Raw genomic sequence first — 19,920 nt, 5'->3', positions numbered from 1 at the left:
GCTTGATTGAGGCTGGTGAGCGCCGTACGATGGGTGCGGCGCTCATCTTTTGAATGGCGCTCAAGTTGCGCCCTGGATGCAGGGCCCGTGAAGGATGAGAAACCATGAAGTCCCTACCGATGCCATTGCTTTCGATTGCCAACGGCGCTGCCCTGATGGCGTTGAGTGTGATTGGTTACGTACTCAAGGACCCGGCCAACAGCGGCAGGACGGCGCTGATACCGGGCGCGTTTGGCGTGCTGCTTGTCCTGTGTGGCGTGCTGGCACAGCGTGAATCGCTCCGCAAACACGCCATGCACGCGGCTTCGGCCGTGGCCCTGCTCGGTACGGTTGGCGGGCTCGTTCCCATCGTCATGAGTCTGGTGAATGGCACGTTTGGCGCGCGGCCGCTGGCGCTGGCGCTGCAAATCGGCATGCTGCTGATCTGCGGCGAGATGCTTGCCCTGTGCATCAACTCATTCGTGCAGGCGCGGCGGCAGCGCGCGCAGGAAGCTGCCGGATGACCGGCCTCCGGCTGGCGGCTGGCAGGCTGGATGCCTGCCGGTGGGCATTTCTCGCCCGTCTGGGGTCAGAGACGACCCGGCGGGTCTATGCGGCGGCGCTGGTGCAGTTCGATGCCTGGCTCCGGGAGCAGGGCAAGGGCTGGCTGGATGCCACACCGGAAGATGTCAACGCCTTTTGTCAGTTTCTGCTGGCGCGGGTATCCCCGCCGACGGTTGGCGTCCGGCTGACGGCACTGCGGAAGTTCTACACCGAGCTGGCCGCGCACCATCTGGTGGAGCGTAACCCGGCCCGGATTGTGGGGCCGTCCACGCGCGGTCGTCGGGAGACAACAGTTTGCGATGCGCCGATGCTGACGGCGCTTCTGGCGCTGCCGGACAAGCGTACACTGGTTGGGCTGCGCGATGCCTGTGTGCTGCGGCTGCTTGGGGAGTTGGGCTTGCGCGTGTCCGAAATCTGCCTGCTCCGGCAGCAGGATGTGGTGCGCTGTCCTGCTGTGGAAACCGGCCTGGGGCTTCAGGTGGGACGGGGCACCCGCTGGGCGCGTACGGTGGGGCTGTCGCCGGCGGTCAAGGTGGCGCTGGATGATTATCTGCGGCGCGATCTGCCGTTGCGTCGGTTGGCCAAAGGGTTTGGGCCGGAGGCGGCGCTCATTCAGGGCACGGCAGCCAACCGTCCGGTCGGGGGGCGTCCCCTGACGCCCCGTTTCATCTTCAAGCTCGTGCGGCGGTACGGTGAACTGCTTGACTATCCGGCACTCAACCCCCAGATGATACGCCGGGCCGCGCGTGCCCAAGCACCGGAAGAAGGTTCAGTGACAGACGTATGACAGGTGAACATGAGGGATTGACCGCCGGAGTGCCGGCAGAAGAACGGTTGCGCCGTTTTGCCTGGGGCGTGGTTGGGTGGAATGTGCTGGTGATCGTCTGGGGGGCTTACGTCCGGGCGTCAAAATCCGGCGACGGCTGCGGAAGTCACTGGCCGCTGTGTAACGGCGAGGTCGTCCCGCCGGCGGGACAGTTCGCCACGTTCGTGGAGTTTATGCACCGGGCCACGAGCGGCATTGCCCTGCTGGGCGTGGTGGCGCTGGTGATCTGGTCGTTCCGGCGCTTTGCGCGCGGGCATCACGTCCGCCGGGCGGCCGGCTGGTCCCTGGCCTTCATCCTCATCGAGGCGCTCATTGGCGCGTTACTTGTCAAGCTGGAACTTGTGGCCGACAACCGCTCGGTGGCGCGGGCGGTCTATATGTCCGTGCATCTGGTGAACACGTTTCTGCTGCTTGGCGCGCTGACCCTGACGGCCTACTGGATCAGCGGTTTTCCGCCGGTGCGGTTGTCCGGTCACGAAAGGACCGTCCGCCATCTGTTGGCGGCCTTCGTGGCGGCGCTGGTGGTGGGCGTCACGGGCGCGATTGCGGCGCTGGGCGACACGCTGTTTCCGGCCACTTCACTGGCGCAGGGGATTGCCGAGGAGTTCTCAAGCCTGGCGCACTTCACAGTCAAACTCCGCTGGCTGCATCCGGTGGCGGCCGTACTGGCGAGCGCCGTCATCGTGATGGCGGCCGCCCGGCTGCGCACGGGCCCCGCAACGGCGCGGATGTCCGCAGTTGTCCTTGCCATCGTGGGCGCGCAGTTCATACTCGGAATCGTCAACGTCTGGTTGCTGGCACCCATCTGGATGCAGCTCATTCACCTGTTTTTGGCCGATGCCCTGTGGGTGGCGTTGATACTGCTGGCGGCGGCGGCACTTGGTCAGGATGCTGAGACGGTGACACCCGCTACCCTGGGAGCGCGGGCGTCCCGCCCGCAGATGGCGATGCAATAGCAGGCTGGAAGCCCGCGCTCCCAGGGGAAGGCACGCCATGCAAGCGACATTGTATCCCTTTCATCTGGCTTTTCCGGTCACAGACCTGGCGGCTACCCGGCGCTTTTATGTCGAGCTGCTCGGCTGTCGGGTGGGACGGGAAAGCGACGACTGGATTGACTTTGACTTCTGGGGACACCAAATCACGGCGCACCGCATTGCCGGCCGCGCGCCGGTGGCGGGCCACAACCCGGTGGACGGCAAAGCCATCCCCGTGCCGCACTTTGGTGTAGTGCTTGACTGGGAGACCTTTCATGCGCTGGCAGAACGACTCACCCGGGTGGGCGTGACGTTCGTCGTCCCGCCATACATCCGCTTTGCCGGCCAGGTCGGCGAGCAGGCAACGATGTTTTTCTGCGATCCGGCCGGCAACCATCTGGAATTCAAAGCCTTCCGCCATGCCGCCGAACTGTTCGCGCCCCAGGGGGCTGCCAGGGAGCAGCACACCGGGGGAAACCGTCCGATGAATCTGGCGTCCGGGGAAACTTCCTGAGAACTTTGCGGCGGGTGTTGGCGTACTGTGCAACGATCGCGCACACCTTCCACTTGATCGAACAAACTTTCTTCACAAAGGAGCTTTTGCATGCTGCGTCGCGCCTCGCTGTTGTCCTGTGGGCTTTTGGTATGTGTTCTGGCACTGGCTTTTGGCAGCGTCCGGGCTGCCGATGAACCGACGCTTGAAGCCGTCGTTGCCCAGATTGTCAAGGCGCAAGGCGGAGAAAAACTGAAAACCATCAAATCCATCAAGACAACCGGCAAGCTGGTCTTCGGCGGTGGGCAGGCCGAGGGGCCGCTGGTCGGTTTCGTGGCGCGTCCCGGCAAAGTACGCCAGGAAATCAGTCTGGGTGGGGCCAAACTCGTGCAGGCCTACGATGGTACGACGGCCTGGCAAATCAATCCCTTTACCGGCTCTTCCAAACCCGAAAAAATGGCTGAAGATGAGGCCAGTGTTTTGATGGATGCCGCCGACATGGACGGCCCCTTCGTGGATTCGGCCAGGAAGGGCTACAAGCTGGAGCTGGCGGCGGATGAGGAACTCGACGGGACGCCGGTACACGTCGTCAAAGTGACCAACAAGCGCGGCAAGGTTGAAACCTACTACGTGGATGCCGGGAGCGGTCTCATTCTTAAGGTCCGGGGCAAGGAAAAAATCCGGGGCAATGAGGTTGAAGTCGAGACGTTGCTCTCCAACTACAAGGAAGTCAACGGGATCATGACCGCCCATGCCATTGACCGGCTTATTGGCGGGCAACCGTTCATCCAGATTGTGTTTGATCGGGTGGAATACAACGTCGAGGTTGAAGACGGTCTGTTCAGGATGCCCGAAGAATAACCTGACCGGTTGACCGGGCCGGTCATCCGGCCGGCCCGGTCATGACGCCGACGCACTCTGCTGACTGGCGTTCTTCCGGGCAGCTTTCACCTTCAGTTCAACTCCAGCACGCCGTTTTCCCAAAGCCTATGTACACCCTCAAGCCACTGTTCAGGGCGGCGCTCGTCCTGTGCTGCCTGTTTTCGCCTGGTAGTCTGGCCCAGCAATCTTCCAACCCGACGCCAGCCGCCACCGCCCCGGCCCCGGTGGCACTGGATGCCTCGATGCTCGGAGCTTTCACCGCACGGGCCATCGGCCCGGCAACGATGAGCGGCCGGATTGCCGCCCTTGATGTCGTCAACACCAACCCGAAAACCATCTATGTCGGCGCAGCCAGCGGCGGCGTGTGGAAGTCGGCCGACGGCGGTCTGACCTTCCGCCCGGTCTTTGACAAACACACCCAGTCCATCGGTGCGCTGACCATTGACCAGAGCCGCCCGGAAACTGTTTGGGTAGGCACCGGGGAAGGCTGGACGCGCAACTCGGTTTCGGTCGGCAACGGCGTCTATAAGACGACGGATGGCGGCGAAACCTGGACGCGCATGGGGCTGGAAAAAACCGAACGGATTGCCCGCATTGTCGTTGATCCGCGCCGTCCCGACACGGTTTATGTGGCGGCGCTGGGGCCGTTGTGGTCATCCGGCGAGGAACGCGGGCTGTACAAAACCACCGACGGCGGCAAGACCTGGACGAAAATCCTCTACGTCAATGCCGATACGGGCTGCGCCGACGTTGCTCTCGATCCCCAGGAGCCGGACATCATCTATGCTGCCATGTGGCAGTTCCGCCGTCAGCCATGGACATTTGCTTCCGGCGGCCCCGGAAGTGGGCTGCATAAATCCATCGACGGCGGCAAGACCTGGAAGAAGCTGACCGTAGGCCTGCCCGAAGGCGACCTGGGGCGAATTGCCCTCGCTGTTGCGCCGTCGCGCCCGAATGTCGTCTATGCCAACGTCGAGAGCCGCAAGACGGCGCTCTATGTGTCGCAGGATTTGGGTGAAAGCTGGACGAAGGTCAACGATGCCAATGCCAGCGTCAGGTCGCGCCCGTTTTATTTCAGCCTGCTGGTGGTTGACCCGAAGGATTACCGGCGGGTGTACAAGCCGGCCACCACGCTGGCCCGCAGTCAGGACGGCGGCAAGACCTTTGAGACCATTGCCGGCAGCACACACAGCGATCACCACGCCCTCTGGATCAATCCAGCCAATACCGACCACCTGCTGCTCGGCACGGATGGCGGCGTGTATGAATCGCTCAACGGCGGCCGGACGTTCCGCCTGCTGCGCGCACTGCCGGTGGCGCAGTTTTACCACGTGACGGCCGACAACGCGCGGCCGTACAACGTCTATGGCGGCTTGCAGGACAACGGCACCTGGATGGGGCCATCACACAAGCCGGGCGGCATCACCAATGCCGACTGGCACAACATCGGGTTTGGAGATGGCTTCTGGGCCATACCTGACCCGACCGACGCCAACGTGGTCTATCTCGAATCGCAGGGCGGCAATCTGGCGCGGTGGGACCGGCGTACCAATGAGACGAAGTTCATTGCGCCGCCGGAGGTGCTTGGCGAAAGGCTCCGTTTCAACTGGAACAGCCCCATTGCCGTTGGGCGCAAAAATCCGGCCAACCTCTACTTCGGCGCGCAGTATCTGTTTTTGTCGCGCGACAGGGGTGAATCCTGGACGCGGATTTCCCCCGACCTCACTACCAATGACCCCAGCAAGCAGAAGCAGGAAGAATCCGGCGGGCTGACCGTGGATAACACCACGGCGGAGAATCACTGCACGATTTTCACCATCAGCGAGTCGCCGCTGGATGACAAGATCATCTGGGTTGGCACTGACGACGGCAACCTGCAGGTGACCCGTGATGGCGGCCGGACGTGGACGAATGTCGTGCGCAACATTCCGGGGCTGCCGCCCAACACCTGGTGCAGTTGTGTCGAGGCATCCCGTTTTGCGGCTGGAACGGCCTACGCCACGTTTGACGGCCACCGCACCGGGGATATGGCGACGTACGTCTATCGGACGGATGACTTCGGCCAGACCTGGCAGCGCCTCTCCCAAGGGGATGCGACCGGTTATGCACACGTCATCCGGGAAGACACGGTTGTTCGCAACCTGCTGTTTCTCGGTACGGAAATGGGCTTTTTCGTCTCCATTGACCGGGGCGAGCGGTGGGTGAAGTTTACCGGCGGGCTGCCGAACGGGCTGCCGATCTACGACCTGTTTGTTCACCCACGCGAAGGTGATGTGATTCTGGCGACCCACGGGCGGGGCATCTACATCGTGGACGATATTTCGCCGCTGCGGCGGTTGACGCCGGAAGTGCTCGGACGTGAAGTGGCTTTTCTGGAAACACGTCCATCCCTGTTGCGGACGCCGGTCATTTCCCAGAGCTTCTCCGGCGACGATGAGTTTCGCGGCACGCCACTGCCGGACGCCGCCATCATCACCTACTACCTGAAGGAACGGCACGTGGTCGGCGATTTCCGCGTGGAAATCTACAATCCGGTCGGGGAGTTGATTTCGACGCTGCCCGGCGGCAAACGGAAAGGCATCAACCGGGTGGAATGGCCAACCCGGCTCAAGCCGCCCCGGGTGCCGCGCTCGGAAGCTGCGCCGTTCCCACTTCCGGGCCCGACGGTGCTGGAAGGGACCTATACGGTCAAGCTCATCAAAGACAAGCAGGTGTACACCGGCGCGATCACGTTGGCAGCCGACCCAACTTCGCCCCATCGCCCGGCCGACCGCGAGCTGCGGCAGCGGACACAGCTTGAACTCTACGCCCTGCTGGAGCGTCTGGCTTATGTTGATGCAGCGCTTACTGAAGCCCGTGATGCTGCACGGGCGCGCGCCAAGGGGCTGACGGCCGAGGACGCACTGGGCAAACAGCTCACGGCCTTTGCTGACCGTTGTCAGGCGTTGCGGGCGACCCTTGTGGCCACCCGCGAAGGCGGTATTACCGGTGAGGAGCAGTTACGTGAAAAGCTGGCCGATCTCTACGGCAAGCTCAGCTACTACAGTGGGCGGCCTTCAGCCTCGCAGTTGGCGCTCGTGGTGCCTTACCGGCAGGCCGTCGAGCAGGCCGAAGCCCAGCTCAGGAAGCTCATGACGGATGAGTTGTCCCCGGTCAATGCCGCGCTGAAGGCCCGGAACCTGGCGGTCATCGAACCGCTGACCCGTGAAGCATTCGACCGCCGCCCCTGATCAGGCCCGGCGCTTTCCAGCCAGGGTAAGCCTTGTTGGAGAAAGGCTGCCCAAGTGCGGAAAGCACGCTTGCCGTTGCTGGGTGCTCTTTCTACGATGAAGCAAAACGCATCCGGCTTTTTGCCCCACGAAGCCGGAGCCAGCCCACCAGGGCTTTGCCGGGGTGGGACAACAAATAGAAAGTGGAGACATTCATTACAATGGAAGCCATATCAGGGGAAGGAACGACGGAGAGCCGTCCGGCCTGGACGATTGAGCGGGTGGCTGAAGCGAATCTTCCCACAGAGTTTGGTCTGTTTCGCATTATCGGGTACCGCAGTCTGACGAGTGATGAGGAGTTTGTGGTGTTGCTCAAAGGGGTGCCATCCCCACACGTACCAACGCTGGTCCGCATTCACTCCCAATGCCTGACGGGCGATGTCTTTCATTCCATCAAGTGTGACTGCGGCCCCCAGTTGCAGCGCGCTATGGAAAAAATTGCGGCGGCAGGTCTCGGTGTCATTGTCTATCAGCACCAGGAAGGGCGTGGCATCGGGATTTTGAACAAGATTCGGGCCTATGCCCTGCAGGATCAGGGCGCGGATACCATTGAGGCCAACGTCCGGTTGGGCTTTGACGTGGATGCCCGCGATTACACCCAGTGCGTCGAGATTTTGCAGGAGCTTGGGCTGAAGAAAATCCGTCTGATGTCAAACAACCCGCTCAAACTGGCAGCACTTCAGAATGCCGGGCTGGAGGTCGTTGAGCGCGTGCCTATAGAACTGGCGCCACGGGCGCCTTCGGTCAACTACCTCCGCACGAAAAAGGAAAAAATGGGACACTTGCTGAGCGTCGTCTGACGACGCCGGCTGGTGTGGACGGGAACGGGCCGACCCCCGGCGGCCCTGTACCGTTTCACCTTTTCCACGTTCCCGCCCAGCGACGGCCTCTTTCCCTTGTGCTCTGTTCAGGGAAAAGGGGTCTTTTTTTCAGGTGTTCCCGGCTTGCCACCGGGGGCGGAAGTCTTTGTCCACGAGCCGCGCCCGGACGCCCTCAGCGTAATCCGGGTGCCGGATGGCCTGCCGGGCCAACGCAGCTTCCCGGGCAAAGGCTTCCTCAAGGGACGTTGGCGGTTCTGTACTGAGCAGATGCCAGGCGAGCGCCAGGCTGTAGGGCGAGGCGGCCCGCAGTGCCTGGGCCGCTTTCTGTGAGCGTTCGTCGGCGGCAGCTTCGAGCGAGGACCGGATGGCTTCGAGTGAAGGCTGACCAAAGTGCGTGGCTACCCAGTCGTCATGGACGACCGTCGTCCGGTCCGGCTGGCTGAGCACATCCAGCCAGGATGGGTCGGGATTGGCCTGCAGGCGTTCCATCAGTTCAGCGGTTGGCAGCCTGTCCAGGTAGTGGGTTGCCAGACCGAGCGCCTGTGCTGTTGCGCCGTCAATGCTCTCGCCGGTCAGGGCAAGATACCGCCCCCATGCGCCGGGAAGCTGGTTGAGAAACCAACTTGCTCCGACATCCGGGAAAAAGCCGATGTGGACTTCCGGCATGGCCAGGCGGGTGGTTGGCGTGGCGATCCGGTAGCGCGCCCCGATGGCCAGTCCCAGCCCGCCGCCCATCGTGACGCCTTCCATCAGCGCCACGATGGGTTTTGGAAACCGGTGCAACCGCAGGTCAAGGGCGTATTCAACAGCAAAGAACTCATCTCCGCGTTCCGGCTGACCCTCCAGAACGCACTGCCGCAGCCATTTCACATCAGCGCCGGCGCAGAAACCGCGCGCGCCGGCCCCACGGAGTACCAGGGTGTGGAGCTGTTCGTCGGCAGCAACTTCATCGAGGAACGCATCGAGCCGCCGCAGCATGTCCGTCGTCAGGACGTTGATGACCTGTGGCCGGTTGAGCGTCACAACGGCCAGCCCGGCGTGCTTTTCCAGTTGTACGGATTCTTCAGCAAGCATCAGACATCGTGAACAGACAGGGAAGATGGCGTGGCCACGCCCTGGGGTGAACCACAACCGGCAACCGAGCATGACGGATGGGCGGAAGGTTCGTCCAGCCACAGCTTCCGGTTCCGGTGTTTTGGAGTGAGTGTGTGCCAACGCACAAAGCGCGTGAAAACCCGCCGGGAGTTGCGCTAGGCTCGGCGCGCGGTGGGCTGTGGCTCGCCACATTCATTTTCCCGGTCTGAGGAAGGTCATCATGGGACGCAAAAAGATCACTGTTGTCGGGGCTGGCAACGTTGGCGCGACGGTTGCCGAACTGCTTGTACTCAAGGAGTTGGGGAATGTTGTTCTGGTGGACATCGTCGAGGGGCTGCCCCAGGGGAAAGGGTTGGATTTGAACGAAATGGCGCCGGTTGAAGGCTACGATGCACTTGTGACCGGAACCAATGGCTACGATGAAACCAAGGATTCCGATGTGGTCGTCATCACTTCCGGCGCGCCACGCAAGCCCGGTATGAGCCGCGACGACCTGGTGGAGATCAACCAGAAGATTGTGGCCAGTGTGACGGAACAGGTCGCGCCCCGTTCACCCAACGCCATTCTGGTCGTCGTCGCCAACCCGCTGGACGCCATGTGCACGGTGGCGCATCGGGTGTCAGGGTTTCCACGGGAGCGCGTCGTGGGCATGGCTGGCGTGCTGGATTCAGCCCGGATGCGCTACTTTCTCGCCGACGCGCTTCAGGTTTCGGTGGAAAACATTACGGCCTTTGTGCTGGGCGGCCACGGCGACACCATGGTGCCGCTGCCGCGTTACTCGACCTGCGCCGGGATTCCCATTCCTGAACTGCTCCCGGAAGACACCATTGCGGCGATAGTCGAGCGGACACGCCATGGCGGGGCGGAAATCGTCAAGCTGCTGGGAACGTCAGCCTGGTATGCGCCCGCTTCGGCAACGGTCGAAATGGTCGAGGCTATTATCAAGGACAAGAAAAAAATCCTGCCCTGCGCGGCGCTGCTTCAGGGCGAATATGGGATCGACGGGCTGTTTATCGGCGTTCCGGTCAAGCTCGGCCGGGGTGGAGTCGAGCAGATCATTGAGATCAAGCTGACGGAAGACGAAGCGGCGGCGCTCAAAAAGTCAGCCGCGGCCGTGCAGGAACTCGTCAATCTGCTGAAGTAAGGCCAGCCGCGGCAAAAAGCAACGTCCACCGGTTTTGAACTGTCCCCGCGATGGTGAAGCGGTCAGTCGTCCGAAGTGAACAACGCGGCGGTCCGACTGGCCGCCATCACTTGGCACACGAGTCCAAACACGTCATCCACCGTGGCCGGACGCGATGGTTGGGCATAGAGCAACCGGCTGTGCCGGTGGCGGGGAGCCAGCCAGCCGGAATCTGACGTGCCATCCATGATGACCACGCCGGGTGTTTGAACGGCGGCGGCCAGGTGAACCGGCAGCCGATTGCTCCCCACAATCACTGAGGCTTGCGCCAAAGCGACAGCGAGTAACGCCAGGCTGGGACGGCGCAGAAAGAGGGGCGCAAGCCGGTGCTGTTTCCAGGCGGCACGCTGCCGCTCGGTCAGACCGGTTTCTTCTTCGGTCTCAATGACCAGCAGTTGCGCGTCATACTCGGCGGCGAGACGGACGGCCAGAGGCGGAAACTGCTCGCTGGGCCAGACCTGGGGAGCAAAGCCGACGGTCGGGTGCAGGGCAATGGTGAGCCGGTCGTCACGCCAGCCGAGCCGGGCAAGTTTTTGCTGTTCGGCGGCGCGCACGGCTGGCGGGAGCCGCAGATGCGGAACTGGTGCCGTTTTGGGAACGCCAAGCCGGGCAACAAGCTCCGCCGCCGCATCGGTGAAGTGGCGACGGGGGCGCGCGTTACCGGCCTGAAGCACGAGCCGCCGCCGGGCACGCAACAGCATGGCACTGGCATGTTCCAGAAACGCCCCGGTGAGGCTCACCACCGCGTCAAAGGTCTGCTCGCGCAGGGCTGCAATGGCGCGCAGGCTCTTGAAGACCGATGGTTGAGTGATAGTCGAAAGCGCTGGCCCCAGCGCCAGGGTTGTGTCGGTGCAGTCTGCCAGCCGCGCCAGTTCGCAGGCCCGGTCCGGCGCTGCCAGCCAAATCTGCGTCCCGTCGAAGTGTCGCCGGGCGGCCTGTATTGCCGGTAGCGCCAGCAGAAACTCAACATTCGTGCCGGTGTGCGTAAAAAGCAGGTGCTGCACGGGGGTGATGATGGAAATGTGGTCAGGTGTAGCTTGTCCGCGCACGCCATGTGACGCGCGGGCGGCGCACGGTGACGCGAATCGTGTGCGGCTGCCCGTCGTAGCCCTGCGGCGGGTAAAAGCCCAGCGTATATTGGGCGCGCAGTTCCTCGACGACTTCCTGAAAGCGGATTTCCAGATGCGCGCCGCCGGGAGACCTGATGTAGCGCCCTCCGGTGGCCGCCGCCAGTTCCGCCAGCCATTCCGCGTGTCGCGCCTGTTCGGGAGTCCGCCCCGGAAAGTTGGCATTCTGGAGGTCAACGGCATACACCAGCACGTCCGCCTGAGCCGCCGTGCGCACGACGGCCGGTGCGCGGGTTTCGCTGGCGGTGTCGGCTCCGTCGGAAATGAGCAGAATGGCCCGCCGCTGCTCGGGACGGGCATCGAGTGCCTCAATGACGGCGCGCAGCCCGTCGTAAAGGCGGGTTTTCCCACGCGCGCGCAGGCGCCACACCCGTGGGGTAACGGTCGGTGACGAAGAAAATTCCTGGAGCCGCTCAATGTCGCTGCCAAAGGCATAGATGGCCACGGCGTCATTTGTACGAACCAGGGACTGGAAATGCGCGGCTGCCGCGCAGGCTCTCCGCAGCTTCGTGCGCATGCTGTCGCTGGTGTCAAGCATCACGGCGGCACAGAAGGGAGCGTCATCGGCGCTGAAATGCTCGATGCGCTGCGGAACACCGTCCTGAAGGAGGCTGAAATCCTCCACGCGCAGTCCACGGACGTACTTCCCCTGACCGTCCATGACGGTGACATTGACAAGAACCAGTTCCGTCGTCAGGCGCAGGGTGTCTTCTTCTTCAGGGGATGTGGGCCGTTGCGCCAGAAGCGGGCGGCCGCCCAGGGCACAACCCAGTCCAACCCCGCAGGCGGCCAGCCAGGTTTGCAGCCAGCGGCGACGTTCCGGGAAGCGGAGACCACGGTCGTTTGACACCTGCACACCTCACTGCATTGGACTTTGGACGGGCTGGAACGTACGGGGACGAACGGGCCGGCTTCAGAGATCGGTTGCGCGCAGCACGCGCGACAGACGCAGGAGGCGCGTCGTTCGCGCGAGGATGCCGACGGAGACCGTATGGCGTGAAACCTGTTCGGATTGCTGCCGAACTTCCGTGCCCAGTTGCGCCAGCAGCGCGATCTGTTCGCTGAAATCACCTGGCAGGGGCGTGGCGTCTTCGCCATCCCCCCGGGCGCCCTGAAGGTCGCGCACGCGCTTGGCCAGTTTCTCGACCTGCTTGAGGTCTTCGAGGTCCTGCTTCGACAGTTGTGGGCGCGTCCCTTTGGGCACGGCATCGAAGCGTTTGGCCAGGCGGCGGGTCAGCGTTTCGAGGGCGCGGCCGGCTTCCCGCAGATCGCGCAGGGAACGTTCCTCGCGGTCAATCTGCTGCCGCGTTTTCATATCCTGTAGATGTTCGCTGGGCGTTTGTGCCTTTGGAGCAAGTGGCATCGTCGGCACCGCCGCCGGGCGCCCTGCTGCCTTCCCAGTTGTCCCCAGCACAGTTGGGAACAAAAGCCCAAGCCCCACCCAGTATGTCGGCATTCCTTTGAACAACACGCTGCGCCTCTCCGTTTCTGCCCGCTGAAATACTACGGTCTTTTTGCACCGGCGCAAGTTGCCCGGCATCCGGTTGCCAGCGGCGGAGCTTTCACGGCCAGCCACCCGCCCAACCGGGCGACATTGAGTGGAAAAAAGATTGACAAGCCGGAGAATCCTTACCTATACAGAGTCACACACAAGATGTTGTGGAGATATACGGCTTGAGCACAATCAAAGTCGCTCCACAGCCGGTTGTGGTTGGCTCCCTCCAGCATCCCAATATCAGGAGATTCTCCATGGCAACCAAACGCAAAGCCGCAGCCAGCAACCCGGAACCCGAAGCGCCGGCCAAAAAGACCGCAGCCAAGAAAAAAGAAGCCACGGTTGAAGCTACCGTAGCGACAACAGCCAAAAAGGCCACGGCCAAGAAAGCCACCCCGCCCAAAGAGACGGCCAAGGCCGTCGAGGTGGAAAAAGCCCCGGCCAAAGCCACGCCGAAAAAGACGAAAGCCCCGGCCAGGACTTCAGACGCTACACCTGCACCGAAGGCAGAGGCTGCCGGGAAGAAGACGAAAGCCAAGTCTGCACCGGTGGCGGAAGCCAAGCCGGCTTCGACGGTGACGGCCGACGCTCCAACGACGAAGAAGGCGGCCACCGGGAAGAAGAAGGCTGCGGCGAAGGCGGAGGCGGAGGCACCTGAGCCAGCACCGGCGGCCCCAAAGAAGGCCAAAAAGAAGGAAGCCGAAGCTGAAACGCCCAAAAAGGCAACCAAAAAGGCCAAGTAGTCCACCATTCGGACTGGAAGCGTTCTTCCGGCGAGTTGCCGGCTGGAAGTGTGGCCAAACGAATCGGTATGATGACGGGGCTGGATTTCCCTGCCTGGCCCGGCGCAGCGCGCCTGTCCCTGCATCTGTTGCGTGGTACAAGTCGAAGCCTTGCGCTCGTGCCTGCCGTCTGAGTTGCCATGAAGCTATGCCCCGTTTGTCACACCTGCTATGAGGACAGCGCCCGGTTTTGTGTCCGCGATGGCACGCAGTTGCTCACCGGATTGCCTGGCCCGACGCTGCTGCCCGGCGACCGCTTCCGGTTTTTGCGTCTGCTGTCCACCGGGCGGATGGGGGATGCCTATCTGGCTACGGATGCCGTTGCCAACCACCACGTTCTCATCAAAGCCCTGCCAGCCCACCTGTTTTCCAATGCGGAGAGTTGTCAGCAGTTCACGGCGAATCTCACGCGGCTGACGACGTTGCAGGTGCCCAACCTGGTGGCTTATCAGGCGGTCATCGAGATGGGGCAGGGGCATGTGGCGCTGGTGACGGAGTATGTCGTCGGGCATGACCTGCGCGAGGAATTGGCCGAACACCGGCCGCTGTCACCCCGCCGTGCGGCAACGGTTACTGCCGGGGTTGCGCAGGGGATGGCCGCAGCCCATGCCGTCGGCATTCCACATCTCGACCTCAAGCCGGAGAACATCCTGCTGTTTGCCGATGCCGAAACCCAGGCGCTGCGGGTGAAGGTGGCAGACGTGGGCTTGGCCTGTCTGAAAGAAGGGCTGGCCGGCTCGGTGACGGATGACACGGGTTCGGAAATTGCGCGTCTGCCCTACTACACCTCACCGGAGGCATGCCACGGCGAGGCACTGGACTGGCGAACGGACATCTACAGCCTGGGTGTCATCCTGTACGAGATGCTGGCTGGTCGTCCGCCATTTTACGCCAAGTCACCGGGCCAGGTTTTGGCGATGCAGACGGACACGCCGCCCAAGCCTCTTTCACTCATCAATCCGTCGCTTCCCGAAGCGCTCGTCCAACTCACGATGCGCATGCTGGCCAAGCAACCGGCGGAGCGTCCCCAGACGATGCAGGAAGTCGGGGATGTCTGCTGGCGCTGGTTGCAAAGTCAGGAGGGGCCCGAAGGTTTCATACCATCTTCCCCGCCGGATGGCGCTGCGGCTGCGGCTCCGGCTTCATCCGATGCTGCACCAGGTGTGGCTCCGCTGCTGACAGCTTCCTATGACCTGCCATTGCGGCTGACGATCATTGACGCCGACGACGAAGGCAATCGCTCCCGCACTATTCCGGGGCGGGTACAGGAAGCATCACCGCAGGGGATGCGGATTTTGACCGGCACGGTTGAAACCGGACAGCTCAACATCATTCGCGATCACACGGTGGCCTTCAAGAACCGGCTGGCGATTGAAGTTGACCTGCCGGATGGGACAGTGCGGATGAACGGTTATGCCGTGCGCTACCAGCGCGCCCCGGACGGCCGCAACTGGGTGGTGTACATCTACATCAAGGAAATGCCCCGCGACGACCGCCGTCGTTACGAAGCCTTTTTGCGCGAACGCAGCGCGTGACAGCCACAGGACAGGACCGCCGCGGGCGTCACCGGCAGCCGTCCTGCCCGTTTCTGGTATGGTTTCTGGCGTGGTCTCTAGCGCGGACCGACAATCTGCCACCGCTGGTCGGAAATGTCCGGCAGCGGCACACTCTGCACCAGCGACAGATTCCGCAGCAGCCAGATGACGTTCTGGCCCGTACGCTCGTTGCGCCACACCACGTCCGGCTGCCCGTCGCGGTTGTAGTCGCCCACCGCCCCCAGCCGCCACTCCGGCCCCAGCGCCGGCAGCGGACGACTCCCCACCGCCGTCGCCCCGATGAACGTCACCACCCGCGCCGTTCCGGCCCCCTGCCGGTGCAGCAGCAGACCCAACTGCCCGTTGCCCTCAAAATCCCCGCTCCCCACAATCCGTTCGTCCGCCGCCAGACCGGGAATCCGCAGCGGAATGACGGCACTCCGCGTCCGCCCATTCATCAGCCACACCTCCACGGCATCCGTCGCCAGATTGCGCCGTACGATGTCCGGCTGCCCGTCCCGGTTGAAGTCCCCCGTGCAACTGATGAACCAGTTGCGGTCGGTCTGTTCGGGCGTGACGGGAAGCGCCGCCACCGGACGCAGCCCGGCAAAGCTCCACACCGCGTCAAAGCCGGTGATGTCCTGATTGCGCCACAGCAGGTCGGTCGCCCCGTCGCCGGTGAAATCCGCCACTCCGCCCACAACCCAGCAGTCCTCCACGAAGGGCAACGCCTCGCTGCGCACAAAGCTCGTCCCCTGCATCACCCAGATGGCGCTTTCGCCCGTCGTCTGGTTGCGCCAGACCACGGTCGAGTTCCCGGTCTGAAAATCGCCCGGCGGGATGACGGGCGGCGTCTTCCAGCGCCCGGCCAGCGGCACGTCCCCCGCCTGCCCAAAACCTACCGCCACATCGGCAAAGCCCGCCGTGTTGGTGTTGCGCAGGAAAAACGTCCCCGCCCGGAAAATGCCCACCGTCGTCACCCCGTCGCCGTCCCAGTCGCCGGCCACCGGCAGGTCGTTCGCCAGACCGTAGAAGAAACTCAGGTCGGCGTTGCCGGAGCTGTTGTCGTTGCGCAGGAAGAAAAAGCCCGTGGACGGACGAAACGCGCCAATGGTCGTCCGCCCGTCGCCGTCCCAGTCGCCGACCACGGGCAGGTCGGTCGGCAGTCCGTAGTTGATGATGATGTCGGGCGCACCAGAAGTGTTGGTGTTGCGCAGCAGGAACACGCCGCGCCGGAAGACCCCAACACTGTCAAAGCCCTTGCCCGTCCAGTCGCCCGCCACAGGGATGTCGCCTGCCTGCCCAAAGGCAACAGTGGTGACAGGCGCGCCGACGGCATTCTCGTTGCGGATGAGAAACTGCCCGGCGCGGAAGAGGGCGACGGTGGTTTTGCCGTCGCCGTCCCAGTCACCGACCACGGGCTGGTCGCCGGGCTGACCCAAGGGAACGGCAATGTCGGGCGGACCGGCGGTGTTGGACTGGCGCAGGAGAAAGCCCTGGTTGGGACGCCAGACGCCGATGGTCTGGGGTGGCACACGTGGGACGACGGTGAAGCTGGTGGCGCTGGTGGCGCTGCCGGCCGGGGTGATGACGCGGATGGGGGCGGTCACGGCGCCGACAGGGACGGTGGCGGTGAGTTGGGTGGGGCTGGTGACGGTGAAGGGCGCCGGCAGGTCGCCAAAGGTGACGCTGCTGACGTTGAGGAAGCTGGTGCCGGTGATGGTGACAGGTGTGCCGACGGGACCGGACGCGGGTGAAAAGCTGGTGAGGGTGGGCGCCTCAAGGACGACGAAGGGTTCGCGGCTGGTGGCAATGACGCCGGCGGCCGCGATGGAGATGGGGCCAGTGGCCGCGCCGGGCGGGACGGTGGCGGTGATCTGCGTGGGACTGTTGACGGTGAAGGTTGCCGCAACGCCGCCAAAGCGGACCTCGGACACCTGAACGAAACCGCTACCGGAGATGGTCACGATTGTACCCACGGGCCCGGAGGTGGGTGCAAAGCCGGTGAGAGTAGGCGTTTCAAGGACGACGAACGGCGTGCTGCTGGTGGTGGTGCCGCCGGGACCGGTGATGCTGATAGGGCCGGTGGTGGCGCCCGCCGGCACGGTCGCCGTGATCTGTGTCGGGCTGACAACAGTAAATGTTGCCGCAACCCCGTTGAAGTTCACTGCTGTCACGCCGGCAAAACTTTCACCCAAGACAATGAGATTGTCACTGGAAATGGTGATGAGTGCCCCGACTGCCCCTGCTGTGGGCGAAAAGCCGGAAATGGTTGGCGGCAGGAGGACGACAAAGTTGGCGCCGCTGGTCGCTGTGCCGGCCGGATTGGTGACGGTGATGGGTCCGGTGGTGGCGCCCGCCGGCACCGTCGCTGTGATTTGCGTGTTGCTGTTGAGCGTAAAGACCGCCGTGATGCCGTTGAAGCGGACATCGGTCGTGCCGGTGAAGTTCGTGCCGGTGATGGTGACGGACGCGCCGACGGGTCCCGACGTGGGTGAGAAGCTGGCAATCGTCGGCGGCAGGATGACAACAAAACTGGCGCTGCTGGTGGCCGTGCCGGCCGGATTGGTGACGGTGATGGGGCCGGTGGTGGCGCCCGCCGGCACCGTCGCCGTGATTTGGGTGGGGCTGTTGACGGTAAACGAGGCATTGACGCCGTTGAAGCGCACATCTGTGACCTCAACAAAGTTCACCCCCAGAATGGTGACGCTGGTGCCGACGGTTCCTGCCGTGGGTGAAAAGCTGGAGATGGACGGTGTTTGAGGAACGACAAACGGCGTCCCGCTGGTGGCGGTGCCGGCCGGGTTGGTGACGGTGATGGGGCCGGTGGTTGCGCCCACCGGCACTGTCGCCGTAATGTTTTCCGGGTCAACGATGTTGAAGATGGCGCTGATGCCGTTGAAGCGGACATCGGTCGTGCCGGTGAAGTTCGTGCCGGTGATGGTGACGGACGCACCGACGGGGCCCGACAGGGGTGAAAAGCTGGCGATGGTCGGCGGCAGGATGACGACGAAGCTGGTGCCGCTGGTGGCGGTGCCGGCCGGATTGGTGACGGTGATGGGCCCGGTGGTGGCGCCTGCCGGCACCGTCGCCGTGATTTGCGTGTTGCTGTTGACGGTGAAGGTCGCCGCAATGCCGTTGAAGCGGACATCGGTCGTGCCGGCGAAGTTTGTGCCGGTAATGGTGACGGAGGCGCCGATGAGGCCCGAGGTGGGCGAGAAGCTGGCGATGGTCGGCGGCAGAATGACGACGAAGTTGGTGCCGCTGGTGGCCGTGCCGGCCGGATTGGTGACGGTGATGGGCCCGGTGGTCGCGCCCGCCGGCACCGTCGCCGTGATTTGCGTGCTGCTGTTGACGGTGAAGGTCGCCGCAACGCCGTTGAAGCGGACATCCGTCGTGCCGGTGAAGTTTGTGCCGGTGATGATGACGGAAGCGCCGATGAGGCCTGAAGTGGGCGAGAAGCTGGCAATGGTCGGCGGCAGGATGACAACGAAGCTGGTGCCGCTGGTGGCCGTGCCGGCCGGATTGGTGACGGTGATGGGCCCGGTGGTGGCGCCCGCCGGCACCGTCGCCGTGATTTGCGTGTTGCTGTTGACGGTGAAGGTCGCCGCAACGCCGTTGAAGCGGACATCGGTCGTGCCGGTGAAGTTTGTGCCGGTGATGGTGACGGACGCGCCGACGGGTCCCGACGTGGGTGAGAAGCTGGAAATCGTCGGCGGCAGGATGACGACGAAGTTGGTGCCGCTGGTGGCCGTGCCGGCCGGATTGGTGACGGTGATGGGTCCGGTGGTGGCGCCCACCGGCACCGTCGCTGTGATTTGCGTGTTGCTGTTGACAGTGAAGGCCGCCGCAATGCCGTTGAAGCGGACATCGGTCGTGCCGGTGAAGTTCGTGCCGGTGATGATGACTGAAGTGCCGATGAGCCCTGAAGCAGGTGAAAAGCTGACGATGGTCGGCGGCAGGATGACGACAAAGTTGGTGCCGCTGGTGGCGGTGCCGGCCGGATTGGTGACGGTGATGGGTCCGGTGGTGGCGCCCGCCGGCACCGTCGCTGTGATTTGCGTGTTGCTGTTGACAGTGAAGGCCGCCGCAATGCCGTTGAAGCGGACATCGGTCGTGCCAGCAAAGTTCGTGCCGGTGATGGTGACGGAGGTGCCAACCGGACCGGAGGTGGGTGAGAAGCTGGAAATCGTCGGCGGCAGGATGACGACGAAGTTGGTGCTGCTGGTGGCAGTGCCGCCAGGGCCGGTCACACTGATGGGGCCGGTGGTCGCTCCCACCGGTACAGTCGCCGTAATGGTTTCTGAGTCAACAATGTTGAAGACGGCGCTGACACCGTTGAATCGAACGTCCGTCACCGTTTCCCGGTTTGACAACCGCGAAAGCAAAAAATTCTCGCCCACGATGGTAACGGATGTGCCAATGACCCCGGATGTGGGCGTGAAGCTGGAAATGATGGGTGGTGGGAACTGAGGAGAGGCGGATGAATCCAGTGCCGATGCAGGCGAAAAAGGAACGAATCCGGTTATGATCCCACTTGGCTCAGCTACGGCATCGGTCGTTGGCGCGGAGGCGGATACCTGTTTACCGGATATGGGCTCAAAGGCCGACCTGGCCGGTGGAGCAATTGCGACCGGTGTCAGAAATCCAGGGACAAGCGCCCGAAGCTGCCGCAGTTGGCAACGCACAGTTGGTTGCCGCAGGGGACGTTTGAGACGGCCCGTGTCCGGTAACAGGTGGGGCTGGCAAACGTTTTCCGGGCGTGCTGTTTCAAGCCTCGTTTCCAATGCCGCCTGAACGTATGGCTCCCCGGTCCACCGGCTGCACAGCAGTAAAGCGAATCCACAGAGCGAGAGAGCAACAATCCTTGAGAATGAAATCTGACGCATGGGGGG

15 protein-coding genes are annotated in these 19,920 nt (G+C 63.3%); 10 read left to right on the top strand and 5 right to left on the bottom strand.

Features of this window, described 5'->3' with window-relative positions; translation table 11 throughout:
- Positions 1-104 precede the first annotated feature (104 nt).
- From CABTHER_RS14280 to ribA, 7 genes are all read left to right on the top strand, one after another.
- A complete protein-coding gene (locus CABTHER_RS14280; protein ID WP_148264127.1) occupies positions 105-503 on the top strand; it encodes a hypothetical protein in 399 nt (132 codons plus the stop codon).
- The gene (locus CABTHER_RS14275; protein ID WP_014101382.1) at positions 500-1,330 is read left to right on the top strand and encodes a tyrosine-type recombinase/integrase; all 831 of its coding nucleotides are present in this window, start codon (positions 500-502) and stop codon (positions 1,328-1,330) included. Before CABTHER_RS14280 ends, CABTHER_RS14275 begins: the two co-directional genes overlap by 4 nt.
- Positions 1,327-2,325 carry a COX15/CtaA family protein gene (locus CABTHER_RS14270; RefSeq protein ID WP_014101381.1) on the top strand — a complete coding sequence of 333 codons (999 nt, stop codon included), beginning with the start codon at positions 1,327-1,329 and terminating at the stop codon, positions 2,323-2,325. Before CABTHER_RS14275 ends, CABTHER_RS14270 begins: the two co-directional genes overlap by 4 nt.
- A gap of 37 nt (positions 2,326-2,362) precedes the next feature.
- Positions 2,363-2,857 carry a VOC family protein gene (locus CABTHER_RS14265; RefSeq protein ID WP_014101380.1) on the top strand — a complete coding sequence of 165 codons (495 nt, stop codon included), beginning with the start codon at positions 2,363-2,365 and terminating at the stop codon, positions 2,855-2,857.
- Positions 2,858-2,947: 90 nt separating this feature from the next.
- On the top strand, positions 2,948-3,697 hold the full coding sequence (locus CABTHER_RS14260; protein WP_014101379.1) for a LolA family protein: 750 nt from the start codon (positions 2,948-2,950) through the stop codon (positions 3,695-3,697).
- Positions 3,698-3,825: 128 nt separating this feature from the next.
- Positions 3,826-6,948: a WD40/YVTN/BNR-like repeat-containing protein gene (locus CABTHER_RS14255; RefSeq protein ID WP_014101378.1), complete on the top strand. Its 3,123-nt coding sequence runs from the start codon at positions 3,826-3,828 to the stop codon at positions 6,946-6,948.
- 200 nt (positions 6,949-7,148) lie between these two features.
- On the top strand, positions 7,149-7,787 hold the full coding sequence (gene ribA / locus CABTHER_RS14250; RefSeq protein ID WP_014101377.1) for a GTP cyclohydrolase II: 639 nt from the start codon (positions 7,149-7,151) through the stop codon (positions 7,785-7,787).
- Between the two features lie 129 nt (positions 7,788-7,916).
- Here the strand turns inward: ribA and CABTHER_RS14245 are convergent, their stop codons facing one another.
- Entirely contained in the window at positions 7,917-8,882 is a 966-nt protein-coding gene (locus CABTHER_RS14245) for an enoyl-CoA hydratase/isomerase family protein (protein WP_014101376.1), read from the bottom strand.
- Between the two features lie 241 nt (positions 8,883-9,123).
- Between CABTHER_RS14245 and mdh the strand changes: the two genes are divergently transcribed.
- A complete protein-coding gene (gene mdh / locus CABTHER_RS14240; protein ID WP_014101375.1) occupies positions 9,124-10,047 on the top strand; it encodes a malate dehydrogenase in 924 nt (307 codons plus the stop codon).
- Between the two features lie 62 nt (positions 10,048-10,109).
- On the opposite strand, the gene CABTHER_RS14235 is transcribed toward mdh, so the two are convergent.
- From CABTHER_RS14235 to CABTHER_RS17115, 3 genes are all read right to left on the bottom strand, one after another.
- Entirely contained in the window at positions 10,110-11,090 is a 981-nt protein-coding gene (locus CABTHER_RS14235; protein ID WP_212770366.1) for a glycosyltransferase family 9 protein, read from the bottom strand.
- 22 nt (positions 11,091-11,112) lie between these two features.
- Positions 11,113-12,063 (bottom strand): VWA domain-containing protein, encoded by a 951-nt coding sequence (locus CABTHER_RS14230; RefSeq protein ID WP_148264125.1) that lies wholly within the window; start codon positions 12,061-12,063, stop codon positions 11,113-11,115.
- A gap of 63 nt (positions 12,064-12,126) precedes the next feature.
- Positions 12,127-12,576, bottom strand: a complete 450-nt coding sequence (locus CABTHER_RS17115) for a hypothetical protein (protein ID WP_228374096.1) — start codon at positions 12,574-12,576, stop codon at positions 12,127-12,129.
- A 386-nt stretch (positions 12,577-12,962) separates the two neighbouring features.
- Here CABTHER_RS17115 and CABTHER_RS14220 point away from each other — a divergent pair, with 386 nt between their 5' ends.
- Both CABTHER_RS14220 and CABTHER_RS16280 read left to right on the top strand, forming a co-directional pair.
- Entirely contained in the window at positions 12,963-13,451 is a 489-nt protein-coding gene (locus CABTHER_RS14220) for a hypothetical protein (protein WP_014101371.1), read from the top strand.
- Between the two features lie 179 nt (positions 13,452-13,630).
- A complete protein-coding gene (locus tag CABTHER_RS16280) occupies positions 13,631-15,025 on the top strand; it encodes a serine/threonine-protein kinase (RefSeq protein ID WP_014101370.1) in 1,395 nt (464 codons plus the stop codon).
- 77 nt (positions 15,026-15,102) lie between these two features.
- Here CABTHER_RS16280 and CABTHER_RS17715 read toward each other — a convergent pair whose 3' ends face one another.
- Positions 15,103-19,914: an IPT/TIG domain-containing protein gene (locus CABTHER_RS17715; RefSeq protein ID WP_081464970.1), complete on the bottom strand. Its 4,812-nt coding sequence runs from the start codon at positions 19,912-19,914 to the stop codon at positions 15,103-15,105.
- Between the last annotated feature and the right edge of the window lie 6 nt (positions 19,915-19,920).

The sequence above is a fragment of the Chloracidobacterium thermophilum B genome (assembly GCF_000226295.1).
In the GTDB taxonomy this organism is placed as follows: Bacteria; Acidobacteriota; Blastocatellia; order Chloracidobacteriales; family Chloracidobacteriaceae; genus Chloracidobacterium; species Chloracidobacterium thermophilum.
Note: the sequence above shows the minus strand (reverse complement) of the source record. Positions and strands in the feature narration are given on the sequence as shown.

Excerpts from the sequence above, each read along its gene's own strand:
- CABTHER_RS14270 (WP_014101381.1), top strand. The coding sequence starts at position 1,327 with ATGACAGGTGAACATGAGGGATTGACCGCCGGAGTGCCGGCAGAAGAA.
- CABTHER_RS17715 (WP_081464970.1), bottom strand. The coding sequence starts at position 19,914 with ATGCGTCAGATTTCATTCTCAAGGATTGTTGCTCTCTCGCTCTGTGGA.
- CABTHER_RS17115 (WP_228374096.1), bottom strand. The coding sequence starts at position 12,576 with ATGCCACTTGCTCCAAAGGCACAAACGCCCAGCGAACATCTACAGGAT.
- CABTHER_RS14255 (WP_014101378.1), top strand. The coding sequence starts at position 3,826 with ATGTACACCCTCAAGCCACTGTTCAGGGCGGCGCTCGTCCTGTGCTGC.
- CABTHER_RS14260 (WP_014101379.1), top strand. The coding sequence starts at position 2,948 with ATGCTGCGTCGCGCCTCGCTGTTGTCCTGTGGGCTTTTGGTATGTGTT.
- CABTHER_RS16280 (WP_014101370.1), top strand. The coding sequence starts at position 13,631 with ATGAAGCTATGCCCCGTTTGTCACACCTGCTATGAGGACAGCGCCCGG.
- CABTHER_RS14275 (WP_014101382.1), top strand. The coding sequence starts at position 500 with ATGACCGGCCTCCGGCTGGCGGCTGGCAGGCTGGATGCCTGCCGGTGG.
- ribA (WP_014101377.1), top strand. The coding sequence starts at position 7,149 with ATGGAAGCCATATCAGGGGAAGGAACGACGGAGAGCCGTCCGGCCTGG.
- CABTHER_RS14265 (WP_014101380.1), top strand. The coding sequence starts at position 2,363 with ATGCAAGCGACATTGTATCCCTTTCATCTGGCTTTTCCGGTCACAGAC.
- CABTHER_RS14245 (WP_014101376.1), bottom strand. The coding sequence starts at position 8,882 with ATGCTTGCTGAAGAATCCGTACAACTGGAAAAGCACGCCGGGCTGGCC.
- mdh (WP_014101375.1), top strand. The coding sequence starts at position 9,124 with ATGGGACGCAAAAAGATCACTGTTGTCGGGGCTGGCAACGTTGGCGCG.
- CABTHER_RS14280 (WP_148264127.1), top strand. The coding sequence starts at position 105 with ATGAAGTCCCTACCGATGCCATTGCTTTCGATTGCCAACGGCGCTGCC.
- CABTHER_RS14220 (WP_014101371.1), top strand. The coding sequence starts at position 12,963 with ATGGCAACCAAACGCAAAGCCGCAGCCAGCAACCCGGAACCCGAAGCG.